The sequence below is a fragment of the Paraburkholderia sp. J67 genome (genome assembly GCF_905220265.1).
Classification (GTDB): domain Bacteria; phylum Pseudomonadota; class Gammaproteobacteria; order Burkholderiales; family Burkholderiaceae; genus Paraburkholderia.
On sequence record NZ_CAJMZK010000007.1, the window covers coordinates 125928 to 143283 of the forward strand.

Annotated in this window: 17 protein-coding genes; 4 read left to right on the forward strand and 13 right to left on the reverse strand. The window is 64.5% G+C overall.

Features of this window, described 5'->3' with window-relative positions:
* Window positions 1-60 precede the first annotated feature (60 nt).
* The 4 genes from U5782_RS15745 to U5782_RS15760 form a co-directional block, all read right to left on the reverse strand.
* The gene (locus tag U5782_RS15745; RefSeq protein ID WP_322044773.1) at window positions 61-1503 is read right to left on the reverse strand and encodes a peptide synthetase; all 1443 of its coding nucleotides are present in this window, start codon (window positions 1501-1503) and stop codon (window positions 61-63) included.
* 90 nt (window positions 1504-1593) lie between these two features.
* On the reverse strand, window positions 1594-2388 hold the full coding sequence (locus tag U5782_RS15750) for a thioesterase II family protein (RefSeq protein WP_322044774.1): 795 nt from the start codon (window positions 2386-2388) through the stop codon (window positions 1594-1596).
* Between the two features lies 1 nt (window position 2389).
* Window positions 2390-2608, reverse strand: a complete 219-nt coding sequence (locus U5782_RS15755; RefSeq protein WP_322044775.1) for an MbtH family protein — start codon at window positions 2606-2608, stop codon at window positions 2390-2392.
* Window positions 2609-3105: 497 nt separating this feature from the next.
* Window positions 3106-3837, reverse strand: coding sequence for a 4'-phosphopantetheinyl transferase family protein (locus tag U5782_RS15760; RefSeq protein ID WP_322044776.1), 732 nt, complete (start codon window positions 3835-3837; stop codon window positions 3106-3108).
* A gap of 169 nt (window positions 3838-4006) precedes the next feature.
* Between U5782_RS15760 and U5782_RS15765 the strand changes: the two genes are divergently transcribed.
* On the forward strand, window positions 4007-4699 hold the full coding sequence (locus U5782_RS15765) for a nitroreductase (RefSeq protein ID WP_415914332.1): 693 nt from the start codon (window positions 4007-4009) through the stop codon (window positions 4697-4699).
* A 93-nt stretch (window positions 4700-4792) separates the two neighbouring features.
* Window positions 4793-5533 carry a hypothetical protein gene (locus U5782_RS15770; protein ID WP_322044777.1) on the forward strand — a complete coding sequence of 247 codons (741 nt, stop codon included), beginning with the start codon at window positions 4793-4795 and terminating at the stop codon, window positions 5531-5533.
* A gap of 52 nt (window positions 5534-5585) precedes the next feature.
* On the opposite strand, the gene U5782_RS15775 is transcribed toward U5782_RS15770, so the two are convergent.
* The 5 genes from U5782_RS15775 to U5782_RS15795 all read right to left on the reverse strand — a co-directional run bounded on the left by U5782_RS15775 (window position 5586) and on the right by U5782_RS15795 (window position 10616).
* The gene (locus U5782_RS15775; RefSeq protein WP_322044778.1) at window positions 5586-7640 is read right to left on the reverse strand and encodes a family 2A encapsulin nanocompartment cargo protein cysteine desulfurase; all 2055 of its coding nucleotides are present in this window, start codon (window positions 7638-7640) and stop codon (window positions 5586-5588) included.
* Window positions 7615-8547, reverse strand: coding sequence for a family 2A encapsulin nanocompartment shell protein (locus U5782_RS15780; RefSeq protein ID WP_322044779.1), 933 nt, complete (start codon window positions 8545-8547; stop codon window positions 7615-7617). The genes U5782_RS15775 and U5782_RS15780 overlap by 26 nt, the downstream gene beginning before the upstream one ends.
* 270 nt (window positions 8548-8817) lie before the next feature.
* Window positions 8818-9081, reverse strand: coding sequence for a helix-turn-helix transcriptional regulator (locus tag U5782_RS15785; protein ID WP_322044780.1), 264 nt, complete (start codon window positions 9079-9081; stop codon window positions 8818-8820).
* Window positions 9078-10046: a serine O-acetyltransferase EpsC gene (epsC, locus tag U5782_RS15790; protein ID WP_322044781.1), complete on the reverse strand. Its 969-nt coding sequence runs from the start codon at window positions 10044-10046 to the stop codon at window positions 9078-9080. Before epsC ends, U5782_RS15785 begins: the two co-directional genes overlap by 4 nt.
* Before the next feature lie 102 nt (window positions 10047-10148).
* Window positions 10149-10616: a rhodanese-like domain-containing protein gene (locus U5782_RS15795; protein ID WP_322044782.1), complete on the reverse strand. Its 468-nt coding sequence runs from the start codon at window positions 10614-10616 to the stop codon at window positions 10149-10151.
* A gap of 465 nt (window positions 10617-11081) precedes the next feature.
* On the opposite strand from U5782_RS15795, the gene U5782_RS15800 reads away from it, so the two are divergent.
* Window positions 11082-11528: a YeeE/YedE family protein gene (locus tag U5782_RS15800; protein WP_322044783.1), complete on the forward strand. Its 447-nt coding sequence runs from the start codon at window positions 11082-11084 to the stop codon at window positions 11526-11528.
* On the forward strand, window positions 11525-11959 hold the full coding sequence (locus U5782_RS15805; RefSeq protein ID WP_322044784.1) for a DUF6691 family protein: 435 nt from the start codon (window positions 11525-11527) through the stop codon (window positions 11957-11959). Before U5782_RS15800 ends, U5782_RS15805 begins: the two co-directional genes overlap by 4 nt.
* A 32-nt stretch (window positions 11960-11991) precedes the next feature.
* Here U5782_RS15805 and U5782_RS15810 read toward each other — a convergent pair whose 3' ends face one another.
* From U5782_RS15810 to U5782_RS15825, 4 genes are all read right to left on the reverse strand, one after another.
* The gene (locus U5782_RS15810) at window positions 11992-12195 is read right to left on the reverse strand and encodes a hypothetical protein (protein ID WP_322044785.1); all 204 of its coding nucleotides are present in this window, start codon (window positions 12193-12195) and stop codon (window positions 11992-11994) included.
* Between the two features lie 111 nt (window positions 12196-12306).
* On the reverse strand, window positions 12307-13779 hold the full coding sequence (locus U5782_RS15815; protein ID WP_322044786.1) for an MFS transporter: 1473 nt from the start codon (window positions 13777-13779) through the stop codon (window positions 12307-12309).
* A 58-nt stretch (window positions 13780-13837) separates the two neighbouring features.
* Window positions 13838-15289, reverse strand: coding sequence for an MFS transporter (locus U5782_RS15820; RefSeq protein WP_322044787.1), 1452 nt, complete (start codon window positions 15287-15289; stop codon window positions 13838-13840).
* 386 nt (window positions 15290-15675) lie between these two features.
* A complete protein-coding gene (locus tag U5782_RS15825) occupies window positions 15676-17325 on the reverse strand; it encodes an AMP-binding protein (protein WP_322044788.1) in 1650 nt (549 codons plus the stop codon).
* Window positions 17326-17356 lie beyond the last annotated feature (31 nt).

Below are 17356 nucleotides of genomic sequence, written 5' to 3' on the forward strand. Positions count from 1 at the left end.
ACGCGGCGCACACGGCACCGCGTGGTGTTGCATGGTGTTGCGGCGGCTCTGGCGCGCGCCTCAGGCGGCGGCGCGTTCGGCCTGCGGCGCTTCGAGTTCCAGCATGAGCGCCCGCACCCAGTCGTCGGGAATGATCGGCTGGTGGTAGGTGCACTCGCCCGAGGTCACCGTCGAGCCGTGCAGACGGCCGTCGGGAATTAGCACCATGTCGCCTTCGAACATCTGCAACTGCATGCCGAGATTGCCCCAGAACAGCATCTCGCCTTCCTGGATCGTCACGAGTCGATGGTCGTTGTGGACATGCGTGGTCGAGCACATTTCGTGCGGCTCGATAAAGGTCTCGCGGTCGATGTCGGGACATTCCACGTCGATGCGCGCGCTGATGCGGCGTGCGAAATCGCAGAAACGCGGAATCGCCGATAGCCATTTGAGTTGCTCGCCCAGATCCCAGCGTGCGCGCTCCGCCAGATGATCGGCGGCCGCCAGGCCCTTCACGAACTGCGCACGCGCCGCCGCGCCATACTGCTCGCCGACGGCGTGCAAGGCGCGGCGCATGCGCGCATCCAGATCCGCGCGGCGCGCAGCAATATCGCCGCCCGCGCGCTGCGGCCCGCGCAAATGCGCGCATGCACGCTCGAGCGCACCGACGAACGCCAGCCATTCGGCCTCGGCCGCGAAGGCTGCGCCCGCGAGCGCGAAGGCGCGATCGGGGCGGCGCGCGAGCGCGAGCAGCAAGTTGGTTTTCGCCATGCTGGTGGGCAGATAAAACTGCCAGTACGCATGCTGCTGCCGCGTCACGCCCACATGCTGCGCCACGCGGCTGATCAATTGGTGATCCTGATCGTTTCCATCCACGACCGGACGCGCATTGTCGGGCAATCCGTCAAAGCGGCCGCCCGCCGCCGCGCGATCGATCGCGTGACGGCGCGAAGGCGCGAGCGCCCAGCGCTGGATCGCAATGAAGCGCAGCCCTTCTTCGAGGTAGTCGTTGCGCATGAGGCGCGCAAACGTTTCACTCCAAAAGGTGCTTTCATGATCGAAGACGTGTGCGAGACGCTGCGCGATAGCCTCGTCGCCTTCGTCGCCTGTCGCCTGATCGCCGAGATACGAGAACGCATAGGCTTCGAGAAATGGCGTGAGCTGCGCGCCGAGCGTGCGCACGTCGTCGCGATAGAAGTCGGTGAAGCGCGCCCAGTCGGCGGCATCGGCGCTGCGCGGCGCACGTGTGACATCGAGCTCGTAAATCGACAGCAGCGTGCGATTCGACGCGAGCGATGGCAGGCGGCTCACATTGTCGCTGCGCACGGGCTTCATGAACTTAAGGAACTCGAAATCCTCCGGGCGCAGCGGACGGCGATGAAAATCGTCGTCGAGCACGAGTTCATCGACGGTGGCGCTACGAAACGCCTGCGCGGCGGCAAACTGCTTGATGATCGCGACATAGGCTTCGCTTTGCCCGGCAAAGGCGTCGAAATCGAATAGAGCGGGATAACGCTGCGTCATGAAGAAAAGCTCCTTGTGCCGATGGGCCGGCAAGATCGGACGAATCGAAAGGGATAAAACGGAACACGTGCGCGCAGGGCGCGAGCGGCTTTAACCGGCAACGACGGGCGCGCCACGCGGTGGCGCGGCGCATGCGTGCGGCATGAGCGGTTGCAAAGCGGTAGCGATCTTGCTAATCAGTTGCGCGCGCATCGTTTCGACGAAGAAGTGCCCACCTTCGAGCATGCGACGATGAAATTCTCCGGTCGTTTCGTGACACCACGCCGACAGGTTGTCATTTCGTTCGGACACCGGATCATCTACGCCGCCAAAAGCCCAGATCGGGCAGCTCAAACATATCGAGCGCGCTCGCGCGCGCCGCACCTGGCTTGCGCACAGATGGAAATCGGCGCGCAGCGCGGGTAGCGCCAGATCGAGAAATTCGGCGTCGGCGAGCAGTTCGTCGGGCGTCCCGCCCAGGCGGCGCAACTCGGTCACCATCTCCGCCGGGCTGCAATCGAGCCAGTGTGTCTCACGCCCAGTGTCCAGTTCGCGCTCGCGCGGCGCAACGCAGGCAGAGGCGCCCAGCCAGAGCGGCTCGCGCCCATGACGCTCGCGCAACGCATGCGCCAGTTCCAGCGCCACCAGCGCGCCCATGCTGTGCCCAAACAAGGCGAACGGCCGCGCGGGCAACGTGCCAATCTCGTCGAGCAGCGCTTCGATCAGCGCCGGCCACGCGCTGTGCGCGGGCTTCGCGCGCAGACGGCCGTGGCCCGGCAGATCGAGCGGCACGCAGTCGACCCAGGGCCCGAGCGCCTCGCCCCAGCCGCGATAAGTCGACGCATTGCCGCCCGCGTAGGGCAGGCAGTACAAGGTGAGCGCCGCGCCAGCGTGCCGCGCGTACATGTCAGCCTTGGGCGGCTTGAGCGGCCATCGCCTGGCGCAGGCTCAGCGGGCGCATGTCGGTCCAGATGGACTCGATATGCGCGAGGCACGCTTCGCGCGTACCCGTCTTTCCAGCCGCGCGCCAGCCTTCCGGCAGCGCCTTGTACTCCGGCCAGATCGAATACTGCTCTTCGTGGTTCACCACGACGTTGAACATGACGTTCTCTTCGCCCCAGCTCATTGCTGCCCTCCTTGGCTTGAATTGACGGATCGATGAATCGACGCACATCGTTGCATCGACATCGATCAACAAATACAAATGTAAACGCTAATCATTCTTATTACTTTTTCTACGATAGTCGGTGACTTTTCGTGTGTCAACCTGACTGGGAGACAGGGAGGTGAGAGGCGTTCGCGGCATTCGCGCGCTTCCCTCGTGCAGTCAACGACTTGGGCGTGCCATCGCGCTGTGGCGCCCGAAACGTTGAAAGCTAATTTAAAACTGATTGCAGAAGGGGCTTTCTGGCGCATGTCACACATTGCCATTACCCTCCGCGCGCACGACGCGCCTTGCATTCGTAACTGAATTGCAAAACGCATAATTCAAACTTGAGCGGCAATTTTTTCCTTACTCAATCATTCGTAATCCGTACTATTTTCCTGATTAGCCGGCCGATCGTTTGATCAACCAGCGGGCTCAATGTGGAACGAAGCCTGTCGAAGGCGGTTGAATACGGCTTATCGCCCGGCGGGCGACCATGCGAGGCACGCCTGCGCGCCGGGCAATTCGTCGAGCCAATGAAAGCGCAGCGTCTCGATGCACGCGACCGAAGGTCCATGCGGCTGTGCGTGCAGTCCCGATACGCTCGCGGCACCGCCCTCCTCACGCGGGTCGATCGAGAAAGCCTGCAGGTGTTCGGCAATGCCGACGCCCACCGCCTTGAGCAGCGCTTCCTTGGCGGTCCAGATGCGCATGAATGCGCGCGCGCGTTGCGCGGGAAGCACGCACTCCAGGGTATCGCGCTCGGCCGCGGTGCAGGCGACGCGGCCGAGCGCGCGCCATTCGAGACCTTGCGTCAGCAATTCGACGTCGACACCCACCTCGCGCTCGCACGAGAGCGCCACCAACGCATGCGGGCCACTGTGCGAGACATTGAACGCGGGCGCCCCCGCCTGCCCTTGAAGTTCAGGGCGTCCATGCCCGGAAGCGCCGAAGCGCAGGGCATGCGCCGGCGTGCCTAGCCGCTCGGCCAGCAACTGACGCAGCGTCGCGCGCGCGAGCACGAAGCGCACGCGGTCCTCCTCGCGCAGGAAGCGCTGCGCGCGTTCGCGCTCCGTTTCGTCGAGATCGCGAAGTGCGTCGCGGTCGAGCCCTTGCGCCAGCGCCGGTGCGCAGTCGACGCGCCAAAGTTCCACATCGTCAGGCCAACGCCCCGCCGCTTCAATCCGTTTCGCATAAGTCAAAATCATACCTCTGGAGTCCCCTGTCTGAATCCGCGCGAGCCCCGCCAGGCGGGCGCTGCGGACCAATGCCGAAGTGTAGTTCAAGATCGGGTAACCATATATTTAAATGCGAATCATTTGCAATTACGACGAGAATTCGCCATCATATAAATCCTCTTCTTAGCCTTGCATTTTCATGACGACTTCAACGCTCGCGGCTTTGCCCGCCTCGCGCACCGATGAGCGCACCGATGGACGCACCCACGCCGCGCTAGACATGCTGCTCTCGCGCCAGTCGCACTGGCCGCTCGCCGAACCGGCTCCGAGCGACGCCGAACTCGACCTGATCTTCGACGCCGCGATGCGCGCGCCCGATCACGGCAAGCTGCGACCGTGGCGTTTCGTGATCGTGCGTGGCGAAGCGCGCGGCGCGCTCGGCGACGTGCTCGTCGATATCGCCGCTTCGCGCACGCCGGACTCGCCGCGCGAGGCGCACGCGCATCGTCGCCAGCGGGCCTTTGCCGCGCCGCTCGTGATCGCGCTCGCAGCCGCTGTTTCGGACCGCGAAGGGATTCCCGAAGTCGAGCAGGTACTCGCACTGGGCGCCGCCACGATGAACATGCTCAACGCGATTCACGCGCTCGGCTATGGCGGATTCTGGGCCACGGGCGCGGACAGCTACGACGCACGCGTGCACGATGCGCTCGGCTTCGCGGAACACGAACGCATGCTCGGCTTCCTGTTCGTGGGCACGCCGCCCACGCGCGTCAGCGAAAAGACCCGCGCGCCGAGCGCCGGCCACGTGCGCGAATGGTTCGGCCCGGCGGAAAAAGACGCATCGGCACGATCGAACGAAGCCGCTGAAACGGCAGCATCAACACAACGATAAGCATCGCGCCGCTGCGGCGCGCAGCGTGCGCCGTGAGGCATACGTTTGCGCGTCGGGCAGCAAGCGACGCAACGTCATGGACAAGGAGGATGCATGCGAGACCAGGCGCATGCGGGAGCCGCACGCGGCTTCCAGCCGGCACACCCGATTTATGGAACGCCGGGTATCGAGTTCATTCCGCATCGCGCGGGCCTGCACACGCGCGCGGGCAATGCGCTGCCGCGCAGTGGCGAACTCATGATCTGGCGCTTCGGCGCGAGCTGGGATTATCTGAGTCACGAAGAAGCGGCGATCTGGCTCTCCCGCCAGGAAATGGCGCGCCTAAGGCTCTATCGCAATCCCTCGTTCGCGAAGCGTTACGCGATTGCCCGCGTGTCGCTGCGCCGCATACTTGCCGATGCACTCGGCAAGCCGCCCCAGTCGCTCGCGATTGCGGACGACCCACACGGCCAGCCCGTGCTGCACGAGCCCGACTGCGCGATGCCGCTGTCGATACGCATCGCGTTTGCGGGCATCTGGATCACGCTCGGCATGAGCGCCGACGCTTTCGGCCTCGAAACCCTGATGCCGGGCGCGGCGCGTGTGAGCGCCGAACGCAATCTCGCCAGCGCGCGCGCCGCCTGCGCTTCGCAACTGCTCGCGCAACCGGTGGACTGCGTGGAAACATTGTGCACGCAACGAATCGGCGCCATGTCGCTGCTGCGCGACGACGACACCGACAACGCCTTCAAGGTCATCGATCTGCCGATGCCCGGCAACATCAGCGCCGCCGTCGCCACGCCGCTTGGCACATCGACGATTCATGCCTATGGATGGCTCAATCGCGGATTCTGAATGAAGAAGCGGCGCAACGCTTTCGCGTCGCGCCGCCTCGTTTGAGGCCTGGTCAGGCCCGTCTTGCCGCCAGCCGCCGTACCACCGACACCAGCGCATCCACCTCGTCGCAGGTGTTGTAGAACGCCAGCGACGGGCGCACCGTCGCCTCCAGCCCGAAGCGGCGCAGGATCGGCTGGGCGCAGTGATGGCCCGAACGCACCGCGATGCCCTCTTCGCTCAGCGCGCGCCCCACTTCCTCGGTCTGATAGCCGCGCAACACGAAGGACAGCACACTCGCCTTCTCGCTGGCCGTCCCGACGAGGCGCACGCCCGGCACCGGCGCCAGCACGCTTGTCGCATAGGCAAGCAGATCGTGCTCGTAGCGCGCGATGTTTTCAATGCCGATGCGCGTGACGTAGTCGAGCGCGGCGCCCAGCCCCACCGCGTCGGCGATGTTGCCCGTGCCCGCCTCGAAGCGCGCGGGTGGCGGCTGGAACACGGTGCGCTCGAACGTGACGTCGGCGATCATGTTGCCGCCGCCCTGCCACGGCGGCATCGCTTCGAGCACTTCCTTCTTGCCATAGACCACGCCGATGCCCGTCGGACCATAGATCTTGTGGCCGGAGAACACGAAGAAGTCCGCGTCCAGCGCGCGCACGTCCACGCGTAGATGCGAGATCGACTGCGCGCCGTCCACCAGCGCCTTCGCGCCCACGGCGTGCGCCATCTGCACGATCTGCGCGACGGGCACGACCGTGCCGAGCGCATTCGAGACCTGCGTGACCGCCGCGATCTTCGTACGCTCGTTAAAGAGCTTGCGGCATTCGTCGAGTTGCACCTGACCGGTTTCGTCGACGGGAATCACGCGCAGCGTCGCGCCCTTACGCGCGGCGAGTTGCTGCCACGGCACGATATTGGCGTGATGTTCGAGGTGCGAAAACACGATCTCGTCACCCGGGCCCACGTTCTCCTCGCCCCACGACTTCGCAATCAGATTGATCGCTTCGGTCGTGCCGCGCACGAACACGATTTCATCGGGCGAAGCCGCGCCGATGAAGCGCTGCACGGTCTCGCGCGCGTGCTCGTAGGCATCGGTCGCGCGCCCCGCCAGCGTATGCGCCGCGCGATGGATATTCGAGTTCTCGTGCTCGTAGAAGTACGCGAGCCGCTCGATCACGGCACGCGGCTTGTGCGTGGTCGCCGCGTTGTCGAGCCAGACGAGCGGGCGGCCGTTCACGCGCTCCGAAAGGATCGGGAAGTCGCGCCGCACGGCATCGATATCGAACGGTGCGCGCACGGCGGAAAACGCCGACGTGCGCGCCTGCTCGCGCGGATGGGCGGCAGCGCGCGCTTCGTCGAGCACGTAGTGCCTGCCCGACGATCGTGAGGCATCCGAAGCGTTGTTGAAACCGTTTCGGTACAAAGGCAACAGATCGCGCAGATCGTCTTGCGTGGGCAGTCCGAACGCACGCGGATCGGCTTGCAGCGCGGGCGCATCGTAACGCGTGTCGGCATGGGCGGCGGCGGGGGAACCCGCGCGCAACGCGTCGTCGAGAAAATAGAACGGCGACGCGCCGGACGCGGACGGCACGTTAGCCCCGCTTTGCTGCGGCACGCCCAGCAGCGCGCCACCGGCACGCGGTTCGAGCGCGGGCAGCACCGACACGGCCTGATCCGGCAAGCCGTTTTGCGCGACGGCATGCGGAGCCAGCGCCGGCGCGCGGTTGCCGAGCGACAGCACATGCGTAGGCGAACCCGGCAACAGATTGGCCCCAGGCACACGGCCTTGCGGCAGCGAAAGTCCCGGCACGCCCGTGCCCGTTCCACCAGGCCCCGCCAGCGGCGAGCCCGGCGGCGCCGGATTGCTCAGCGACGCCAGTGCGGGCGCAGCGGCGGGCAACGCGCTCGGCAGGCCGCCGACCGCACCGCTGCCGGCCGCGACTTCCGGGGCGGCCGGCGGCGGCGCGGCCAGCGGCGGCGCGGCGACGCCACCCGGCGGCGCGTTGAAAAACGCGTTGGCGAGCCGTGCGAGTTGCGCCGGATCGGGCAAACCGCCTGGCAACACCGCCGGCGGCACGCCGGACGCTGCGCTGCCCGGATTACCGATAGGTGTCTGCATAGTCATGGTACTTGCCGATTTCCACTTCATCGAGAACCGCGAGCGCGTCCGGCGAATGCACGGCGAGCGAGCAATACAGCGAGATCAGATACGACGCGATCGCCTGATTGTTGATCCCCATGAAGCGCACCGAGAGTCCTGGTCCCTGCTCGCCCGCGACGCCCGGCTGATAGAGACCCACCACGCCTTGCCGCTTGTCGCCTACGCGCAGCAGCAGGATCTTGGTCTTGCCGTCGGCGACCGGCACCTTGTCGGATGGAATCAGCGGAATGCCGCGCCAGGTGATGAACTGCGAGCCGAACAGGCTGACCGTGGGCGGCGGCACGCCACGGCGCGTGCATTCGCGCGCGAACGCGGCAATGCCGAGCGGGTGTGTGAGGAAAAACGCCGGCTCTTTCCAGACCTTGGTGAGCAGTTCGTCCAGATCGTCGGGCGTCGGCGCGCCGTTGAGCGGAAACAGGCGCTGCTCTTCCTCGACATTGGCCAGCAGGCCGTAGTCGGGATTGTTGATCAGCTGGCTCTCCTGCAATTCCTTGATCGTTTCGATCGTGAGGCGCAGCTGTTCCTTGATCTGATCGTGCGGACTGCTATACAGATCGGAAATGCGCGTATGCACGTCGAGCACGGTGCTCACGGCATTGAGGAAATACTCGCGCGGATTTTCTTCGTAAGGCACGAAGGTCGTGGGCAGCGTGGCTTCGTCCTCGCGCGCGGTGCAGGTCGCACGCACCGCTTCTGGATCTTTCACGCGGTTCAAACGATAGATACCGGCTTCAACCGGCACCCATTGCAGCAAATGGGTCAGCCAGCGCGGCGTGATGGTGGACAGCTGGGGGACGGTCTTGGTGGCATTCGCCAATTGCCGCGCGGCGTTATCGCCGAGTGCGGTCGGGCCGTTCAAATTCGTGGACATGGATAAAGACTCCGGTTGCTTAAGAACAAAAACAGCTTTGCTTATGACGCGCGGAGATTATCGAAGCCCCTGGCTAGCCCGCTCAACCTGCTATAGACACCAACCGTTCATGCCGTTCGTGCAACGCGCGCACGCCTGGCGCGCTGCGGAAAAGACAGCGCGAGAACAGCTGCAATAGCGGATCAACGGAAGCGACAAGGACAACGACGATACGGCGCGCGGCTTCTTTGAGCTAACGCTCGACGAGCAAGAGGCGAGGCGCGTGCTGATTTATCGCCAGGCCGTGACAATTGGCTGGGCGCGTACGTGAGGCGGGGCGACCACGAGCGCGCCTAGCAGGTCGGCCGCACTCATGCCCAACGCCTGAGCGAGTTTGTCGAGCGTGACGATGGACGCGATCACCGTGCCCCGTTCGATCTCGCCGACATAGGTGCGGTTCAGCCCCGCATGCTCGGCCAGACGCTCCTGCGACCACGCGCGCGACTCGCGCAAGCGCCGCACGGTCACGCCGAAATCCTGCACGATTGCGCTCACGGCGCCACGCTCGCGACGGGTTGCCCCGACGCCCTGGACTGCGCAGTCTGTGCGGGCACCGCCTGGCGTGTCTCGTGACGCGAGATCGCCTGCGTGACGTGTTGTCCCGGCGGCACGCTTTCAGTGAGCCACACATTGCCGCCAATCACCGCGCCCCGACCCAGCGTGACACGTCCGAGGATGGTTGCGCCCGCATAGATCACCACGTCGTCTTCGACAATGGGATGGCGCGCCAGTCCTTTTTCCAGCTTGCCCGCCGCATCGCGCGGGAATCGTTTCGCGCCGAGCGTGACCGCCTGATAGACCCGTACGCGCTCGCCGATCACGGCCGTCTCGCCGATCACCACGCCGGTGCCGTGGTCGATGAAGAAGGCGCGGCCGATCTGCGCGCCCGGATGGATATCGATGCCCGTGGCCGCGTGCGCCAGCTCCGAGATGATCCGTGCGAGTAGCGGTAGGCCAAGCCGATACAACTCGTGCGCGAAACGATGATGGATCATCGCGAGCACGCCCGGGTAGCAGAGCAGGACTTCGTCCACGCTGCCCGCCGCCGGATCGCCGTCGAAGGCCGCCAGCACGTCGCTATCGAGCAGCACGCGGATCGCTGGCAGACGCTGTGCGAAGGCATGCACGGCCGCTTCCGCACGGCGGTCAATTTCGTCCCGATCGGGTTCGTCGCGGCGAGCGCGATAGCGCAATTCGAGCCGCGCCTGCGCGAGCAACTGATGCAGCCCCGCGTCGAGCGCATGGCCCACGTAGAAGTTTTCGCTCTCCTGACGAAGCTCGGGCGGCCCGAGCCGCATCGGAAACAGCACGCCCTTGAGCGTATCGACGACATCGGCGAGCGCTTCACGCGCCGGAAGCTCCCGGCCGCCCGGCTCCAGCGAGCGCCGCTGCACCTCGCGCCATTGCTGGCGCACCGTCTGCAACGCTTCCACGATTTCCGCTACACGAAAAACAGTCACGCTCGTTACTCCCCGTATGACAAGTAAAACAAGCGCGGTTCGCGCCACCTTGCGTGGCGCGTTATCCGCAGCGGTACTTCGGTTGAGGGATCAGTTCAGGCGTTAGTCCTGGACCCACGGCAGGCCATGAAAGCGCCAGCCGTTCTGCTGGCCGCGCTGGCCTGTCGCATCGAGATCGCCCTCGAAGCCCTCGCTCACATTGAAAACGTGCGTAAAACCCGCTTTGGCCGCGGCCTCGGCAGCCTGCGCCGACCGATTGCCGCTGCGGCACAGCAGCAGGACCATCGCATGCTTGCCCGCTTTGGCCTCCAGTTCGCGCACGAAGCGCGGATTGCGCGTGAGGCTCGTGCCCGTCGCCCAGGCGACGTGCAAGGTATCCGGCACGTGACCGACAAAGCGATATTCCTCAGCAGTCCGAACATCCACCAGCACTGCCTCGCCCGCTTGATGCAGGCTCCAAGCCTGGCGCGGCGTCACGCTGCCGGCATAACTCAGACCAGCCGCCTGCGCCGCCTCGTGAGCCACCGCCAGATCGGCGTGCAGCGGTTTTTCCAGAATCTCGACCGTCATAGCTGTCTCCATGTTCTCGAGACGGCGGCCTGGCCGCTGCCTCGCTTCACGTCGCCGTCTATAGACGGCAGGAGTCCACTATGCGATTTATCTACTCCGGTTCCAACCAACAAAAACTGCTAATTAAATGAGCATCCGGCTTTGATGCAATCGCGTACTGCGTACCCGGACGAGAACCGCGGAACCATTAGGCGTTCACAAACCATCGAACGCTCGGGAAACATAAATGGGGCAGGTAGAGAAGACGCGACGTGGACGACCGCAGCCGAGACCGGTTTCCGCTACAACCACGCGTTGAAGAAAGCGGTTGACGGCGTCAACCCGGTTCCCGCAGCATTCGGGGGCGGCAACGCCAATGTGCATCTGTCCGAGGACGTCGTGGGCCTGTCGATTGGCAAGGCGTTCTAGACGCTGCGGCGTGCCGCGCCCTTGAGCGCTGCACTCTCGCATCCGAACCTTCGCCTCATGACGCACCTGACTCCCTATAGCGCCCTCGCCGGCGGCTTGCTGATCGGCCTCTCGGCCTCCCTGCTGCTCTGGCTCAACGGCAGGATCGCCGGCATCAGCGGCATCGCGCGTCAACTGATCTGGGGCGAGCGCCGCGAGTCCGCGTGGCGGGCTGCGTTCCTGCTCGGCCTGATCGCGGGCGCAGCGGCCTGCTACGCGCTCGCCGCCAGGTTCGGCCATGCCGATCTCGCGCCGCAGGCGCGCGTGGGCTTCCCGCCTGCCCTGCTCATTTTCGCGGGCCTCGCGACCGGCTATGGCACCGCGCTCGCGCATGGCTGCACGAGCGGACACGGCGTATGCGGCCTCGCCCGCTTCTCGCGCCGATCAGCGGTCGCGACCGCTATCTTCCTCGCCACCGCCATCGTCACGACCTTCTTCGTGCGCCACGTACTCGGACTGCAATGAACGCCTTGAAACTGCTGACAAGCTTTGCATGCGGCCTGTTGTTCGGCGGCGGCCTCGCGCTCTCGGGTATGACGCGCCCGCAGAAGGTGCTCGGCTTTCTCGACGTGAGCGGAGCGTGGGACGGCAGTCTGCTGTTCGTGCTCGGCGGTGCGGTGACGCTCTCGACCCTCGCGTTTCATTTCATCCTGCGACGCAAAAGGCCCATGCTGGACAGCCGCTTTGCGCTGCCGACCGCCACGGCCATCGATTTCAGACTGGTTGCGGGGGCAGCGATCTTCGGGATTGGCTGGGGCGCGGCGGGGTACTGCCCCGGCCCCGCCATCGCGTTGCTCGCGCATCCGGATATCGAAGCGCTCTACTTCCTGCCTTCGATGATCGCCGGATGGTGGGTTTATCGCTGGAGCGCGGGACGCGCCGAGCGCGCGCAATAATTTCGCGCTGCTAACGCGACGGGATCGCGCGCCTATTCCAGCGGGATTTCAGGCACGAACGGAAAGAGCAGCGGCGTGAAGCTCAAGTTGAAATAGCCATAACGCGCGTATAGCGCGGCACGCTCGGCCTGCCCATCGGCAGACGGATGTTCATCGTCGAATTCAACGTGATCGGGCGCGAAAGCGCTTTCGCGCTTGAACAAACCCCAGAATCGGAAGGCGACTGGATTCGACATGACGATTTCCTCGCAGTATTTCGTATCGTCAAATCTAGTCAGCAAGCTCGCGTCGGCCAAACAAGCATTTCTTGAATCCTTAGCAGCGCGATCATCTTTCCCGATTGCGGATCAGACCCGACTCGCGCTGGGCGTGGAAGTGTCGATCACACGTCGCCTGCGGATCCCGTCACTCAACGCCGCAACCAGCGCTGCGCTCAGTAGCCCCAATACCAGCACGAGGGCCTCCGCGAATGCGTGGCGCCAGGCAAGCAAGCCGCTGTGAGCGCCCGCCGCGCCAGCAAACAGACCGACGCCCCAGGACATGCCCACCGACGAGGCCAGTCGCTGCGATAGCTGGAAGAAGCCAGCGGCCGTTCCCCGACCCTCGCCCGCGCCGGCTTCTGCGAGCGTCATGGCCTGATTCGGCGCGTGGATCAGCCCGCCCAGCGCCCCCAGCACGAGGCCGAGCAACGGATACAGCAGCCCTATTCCGGCCACCGGCAGCCACAAGACGCCTATGCCGAGCAACACCAGCGTCGCCATATACGCCGCGATGGCCACAACCACGCCCGCACGCCCAAACCGCGAGCCAAAGCGCCAGCTTCGCGCCGACGACACCATCATGCCGACGGCGGGTGCAATCGACAGCAGGGCGAACCACAACGGCCCGGTCTTCAAACCGTCCAGAAAGAACAGCGTCGCGACCATGCCGAAGGTGGTGCCGCCGGCAAACTGGAACATCGCGACGAGCGTGCCCAGCACATAGCCCGGCGAGCCGGTCAGCCCCGCGCCCAGAATGGGCGAGCCGCCCCGGCGCTGATAGCGTCGCTCCCAGAGCACGAACAGCCAGGCCCCGGCCAGCGCGGCCACGAGATACGTTCGGGCGGGCACGCGCGCGTCGGCATCCGCCAGCGTGGCGAGCATCGAAAAAAGCGTCACCGCGCTCAGCAGGAGCAGTCCCACGGCATCCAGAGAGAAGCGCTCGCCGGATGACCGGCGGCGCGGCAAATGACGCCATACGAGATAGAAAATGACGACGCCAAATGGAACGTTGACGAGAAACATGAGACGCCAGCCGAGATCGTCGGGCGTCAACGCGAGAATCAGGCCGCCCAGCACCGGCCCGGCCAGCCCCGCCAATCCACCGGCGCTGGCGTAACGCCCGAGCGCCCGCGCCTGACTGGACCCGCGAAAAAGGTCCTGGATCAGGCCGAGCACCTGCGTGTTGATCATCCCCGCACCCACACCTTGCAGCAGCCGCGCGACGATGACCACCGGCGCATTCTGGGCCAGCCCGCCGACAAGACTGAACCCGCTGAACATCGACAAACCGATCAGAAACAAGCGCCGCCGCCCGATGAGATCGCCCAGTCGCCCGGCCGGCACGAGCGCAATGCCGAATGCAATCGAATAGATGGCAACGATCCATTGCAGTTGCCCGGGCGACGCATGCAGGCTATCGCGCAGACGGGGCAACGCCATGCCGAAGATCGTCTGGTCGAGCAGCGTGGTAAAACCCATCGCCACACAGATGCCCAGCACGGGGCGCGCATGATGGCTGTCGAGTTCATCCAGTTCCAGACTTGCAGCGTGTTCACTCACGACTCACGCCCCGCACGCCACGCTCTCCTGGCCAAGCGCCGGTCTATCGCGCAACCACTCATTGAACGGCCTTTTCCGCGCGGTCTCGCAGGAGCGACTCTTCGTCGTCGATGTCGTGTTCGGTCGGCTCGTACTTCACGAGCGCGAGAAAAGCGATGGGAATGACCGCCGCCAGCGCCACGACCCAGAACATGTCCGTGCCGAGTTTCGCGTTCAGGATCGGCAGCACGAAGAGCGCGACTGCACTGCCGATACCCGTCAATGCGCGCCCAAAGCCAAGCCCCGTGCCGCGGATCGAAGTCGGATACGACAGGGCCGGGTAAATCATCATTTGCGCGCCGGGACCGAACCCTTCGGCGAAGAGCCACGCGCCAAGCCCCGCAAGTGCGATGCCGATACCCAGCGCCGTCTGCGGATGACCCAGCAGCGCGAGCGTAACGAGCGCAACGGTCTGCAACGCGAAGCCCGCAAGCGCGACATGACGCGACGGCCGCGTATGGGCGAGGCGCATGCCGAGCAGGCCGCCCGTGAGCGCAAACAGCAAGTTGAGCGCGAGCGAAGCCGAAATGGTCTCGAACACACCGGCGCCCAGGAACTGCGAAAGGATCGTCGGCAGGAAGAAAGCGATGGCCGTGTACTCGAACGGTATGCACAGGTTCATCACGCTCGCGACAATCGTGCGGGCCAGATAAGGCCGTTGAAACAGCACGCGAAAACTCACAGGCGGTTGCTGAATCTGCGCGGGCGGCGCATCGGCTTTATGGGCGTGGATACCGTACGACTCGCGCAGGATGCGCACGGCGTCATCGAGCTTGCCCTGATTCGCGGCCCACAGCGGCGATTCGTTCATGAAGCGGCTACGCACCGCGATGATGATGAGCGCCGGCACCGCGCCGAAAATCAGCGAGGCGCGCCACAACCAGCCCGCATGCTCCTGCGGCAGCAGGAAATACAGGCCGAACACAATCAGGAAGCAGACTGAGGACGCGGCGTACCACATCGGGCACCACGCGGCGAGCCGTGATGCCTTGTTGCTGCTGCCATGAAACTTCGAGAATTCGGAGAGAAACGCCATCGCAACCGGCAAGTCGATCCCCACGCCCAGTCCCATGACGAAACGCGCGGCAATCAGGACCCACACGTTGGGGGCGAGGCCGGCTGCGATCGCCGCGACCACGAAGAAGATCATGTCGGCCATGAAGACCTGATAGCGGCCGATGCGGTCGGTAAACCAGCCGCCGACGAGACTGCCCAGAATCGTGCCGAACATGATCGACGACGTGACCAAGCCCGTGAGCGTAGGCGTCAGATTGAATTCGCGCACGACGTCCTGGATGCCATAGGACAGCGTCGTCAGGTCGTACGCGTCGAGAAACACGCCACCGAGCGCGAGCAGCACGATCACGCGTGCGTGGCTCGCCCGGGAGGCGCTGGTGTTGATCAGGCGCGAGACGTCGCTCGCGGAGCGAATGGGCGCTGAAACAGCGGGCTCGATATCGAGAGTGCTCAAGTGAATCCCCTGAATGACGGCAAGAACAGCCTGCAGTTATACGAGGGGGATTCATCGAGCACAACGAACGAGTTCTAGAATCCTTATCGGCATCGCAGGAATGTTGCGCATGCCGATGCGCGTCATGTCCACGCTATGTCCACACTCGCCTGCGTTCGAACGAAGGGATTGACGCTCAAGCAGAGCGCGACGCAACATTGCTGGCCAGCACGAGCCCCGCGGGCAAGCAGGGAAACAACGTCGTGCCCGCCTGGCTCGGCCCATTCAGCCCGAGGTCGCGCGCGCGACGACGCTTTACATCGCGCACCGCTATGGCGATGCGAATGCACGCGTCACGCAGTTCGTGGGACTCGCGCTTGCGTAGCGTCGGGAGCGATGGCGAGTCCTCAGCTGCGCAAGGCTCGCCGCAAGATTTTCCCAACGGGTGACTTCGGCAAGGCCTCGACAAACTCAAACTGCCGGGGCACCTTGTAGGCGGTGAGGTGTTCGCGCGCATGGCGTTCTAGCGTCTCGCCGGTGAGGCCTCGATCCCGGGCGACGACAAACACCTTGAGCGCCTCGCCCGTTTTTTCGTCAGGCACACCGATGCATGCGCATTCGATAACCTTGTCGTGCCCGCAGACAATGGCCTCGATCTCGTTCGGATAAACGTTGAATCCCGACACCAGCACGACATCCTTCTTGCGGTCGACGATCTTGACGAATCCATCCTGATCCACCACGCCGATATCGCCCGTGCGCAGATATCCGTCGGTCGTAAATGCAGCCGCGGTTTCCTCTGGACAATTCCAGTAACCGCGCATCACCTGCGGCCCTCTGACGGCAATCTCGCCCGCTTGCCCCGACTCGACTTCGTTGCCCTCCTCGTCCAGCAACACAATATCGGTCGAAGAAAACGGTACGCCGACCGTATCCGCGTGACCCGCTATGTGAAGCGGCATCGCGCACACCGAGGGCGAGGCTTCCGTCAAACCATACGCCGCCAGAAGTGGACACCCGGTCAAGCTGGCCCAGCGCCGGGCAACGGCTTGCTCCACCTGCGCGCCCGCGCCGACGCTCTGCCGCAAGGTATGCGGGTTCTGGCTGCAAAACGGCGCGTATTCCAGCAGCGCATTGAACAAGGTGTTCACGCCGAGGAGGAAAGTAAAGCGATGAGCGCGGTATTCGGCGACAAAATGCTGAAGGTCGCGCGGGTTCGGCAGGAACACGTTTTTGCGGATCATGGCGACCGAGAAAAAGCAGCCGACTGACAGCCCCATGATGTGATAAATGGGCAAAACCGTCACGATGCATTCATCACCGGTTTCGAAGCCGCTTCGAAACCAGTCGCACATGATCTGGAGATTCGCGATGATGTTGCGATGGGTTAGCACGGCCGCCTTGAGTTTGCCCGTCGTTCCTCCGGTGTACTGAAGGAACGCAATAGTGTCCGGCGTCACGACGGGCTCGACGAATGCATGCGCGGCCCCGAGCGCGAGCGCGTCGTTGAACCGATGCCCTCGCCCCTCTTGCGAGGCTGACGGCGCCTCTTCGTCATGCACCTCGCCCAACGCGGCAAGCTTCGAAAACGACTGCATGTCCTCGGCCGTCGCCGTGACAACCTTGCAAGGCTTGCCGTCGAGATGGTCCGGAATGACCCCCAGCGAAGCCTCGCAGGCCACGACCAGGCTCGCACCGCTATCCTGGAGGTTGAAAAGCACTTCGCGCGCCGTATAGTGCGGGTTCAGATTGACGAGTGCGAGCCCCGCGCGAAGCGCCCCATAGACCACGACAGGATAGTGCAGCAAGTTCGGCAGCATGACCGCAACGCGATCGCCAGGCAGCAGGCCCTCGACATTCAGCAGATAACTGGCGAAAGCCCGGCTGAGGATGTCCAGTTCCGAATAGGTCAACTCGACACCCAGGCAGACCATCGCCGTTTCATGCGGATGCGTGCGACTGGCGCGATCCAGAAAATCGACCATCGACGTGTAGCCGTCAATGTCGACTTCAAGCGGAACGCCCTCCTGATACTGCCGATGCCATATCCGTTTCATGCTTTCCGTCTCCTGGATGCCGTGTTATTGA

Bases quoted from the DNA above. Each gene is read 5' to 3' on its own strand.
- U5782_RS15745 (WP_322044773.1), bottom strand. From the start codon at position 1,503: ATGACGCAGCGTTATCCCGCTCTATTCGATTTCGACGCCTTTGCCGGG.
- U5782_RS15750 (WP_322044774.1), bottom strand. From the start codon at position 2,388: ATGTACGCGCGGCACGCTGGCGCGGCGCTCACCTTGTACTGCCTGCCC.
- U5782_RS15755 (WP_322044775.1), bottom strand. From the start codon at position 2,608: ATGAGCTGGGGCGAAGAGAACGTCATGTTCAACGTCGTGGTGAACCAC.
- U5782_RS15760 (WP_322044776.1), bottom strand. From the start codon at position 3,837: ATGATTTTGACTTATGCGAAACGGATTGAAGCGGCGGGGCGTTGGCCT.
- U5782_RS15765 (WP_415914332.1), top strand. From the start codon at position 4,007: ATGACGACTTCAACGCTCGCGGCTTTGCCCGCCTCGCGCACCGATGAG.
- U5782_RS15770 (WP_322044777.1), top strand. From the start codon at position 4,793: ATGCGAGACCAGGCGCATGCGGGAGCCGCACGCGGCTTCCAGCCGGCA.
- U5782_RS15775 (WP_322044778.1), bottom strand. From the start codon at position 7,640: ATGACTATGCAGACACCTATCGGTAATCCGGGCAGCGCAGCGTCCGGC.
- U5782_RS15780 (WP_322044779.1), bottom strand. From the start codon at position 8,547: ATGTCCACGAATTTGAACGGCCCGACCGCACTCGGCGATAACGCCGCG.
- U5782_RS15795 (WP_322044782.1), bottom strand. From the start codon at position 10,616: ATGACGGTCGAGATTCTGGAAAAACCGCTGCACGCCGATCTGGCGGTG.
- U5782_RS15800 (WP_322044783.1), top strand. From the start codon at position 11,082: ATGACGCACCTGACTCCCTATAGCGCCCTCGCCGGCGGCTTGCTGATC.
- U5782_RS15805 (WP_322044784.1), top strand. From the start codon at position 11,525: ATGAACGCCTTGAAACTGCTGACAAGCTTTGCATGCGGCCTGTTGTTC.
- U5782_RS15810 (WP_322044785.1), bottom strand. From the start codon at position 12,195: ATGTCGAATCCAGTCGCCTTCCGATTCTGGGGTTTGTTCAAGCGCGAA.
- U5782_RS15825 (WP_322044788.1), bottom strand. From the start codon at position 17,325: ATGAAACGGATATGGCATCGGCAGTATCAGGAGGGCGTTCCGCTTGAA.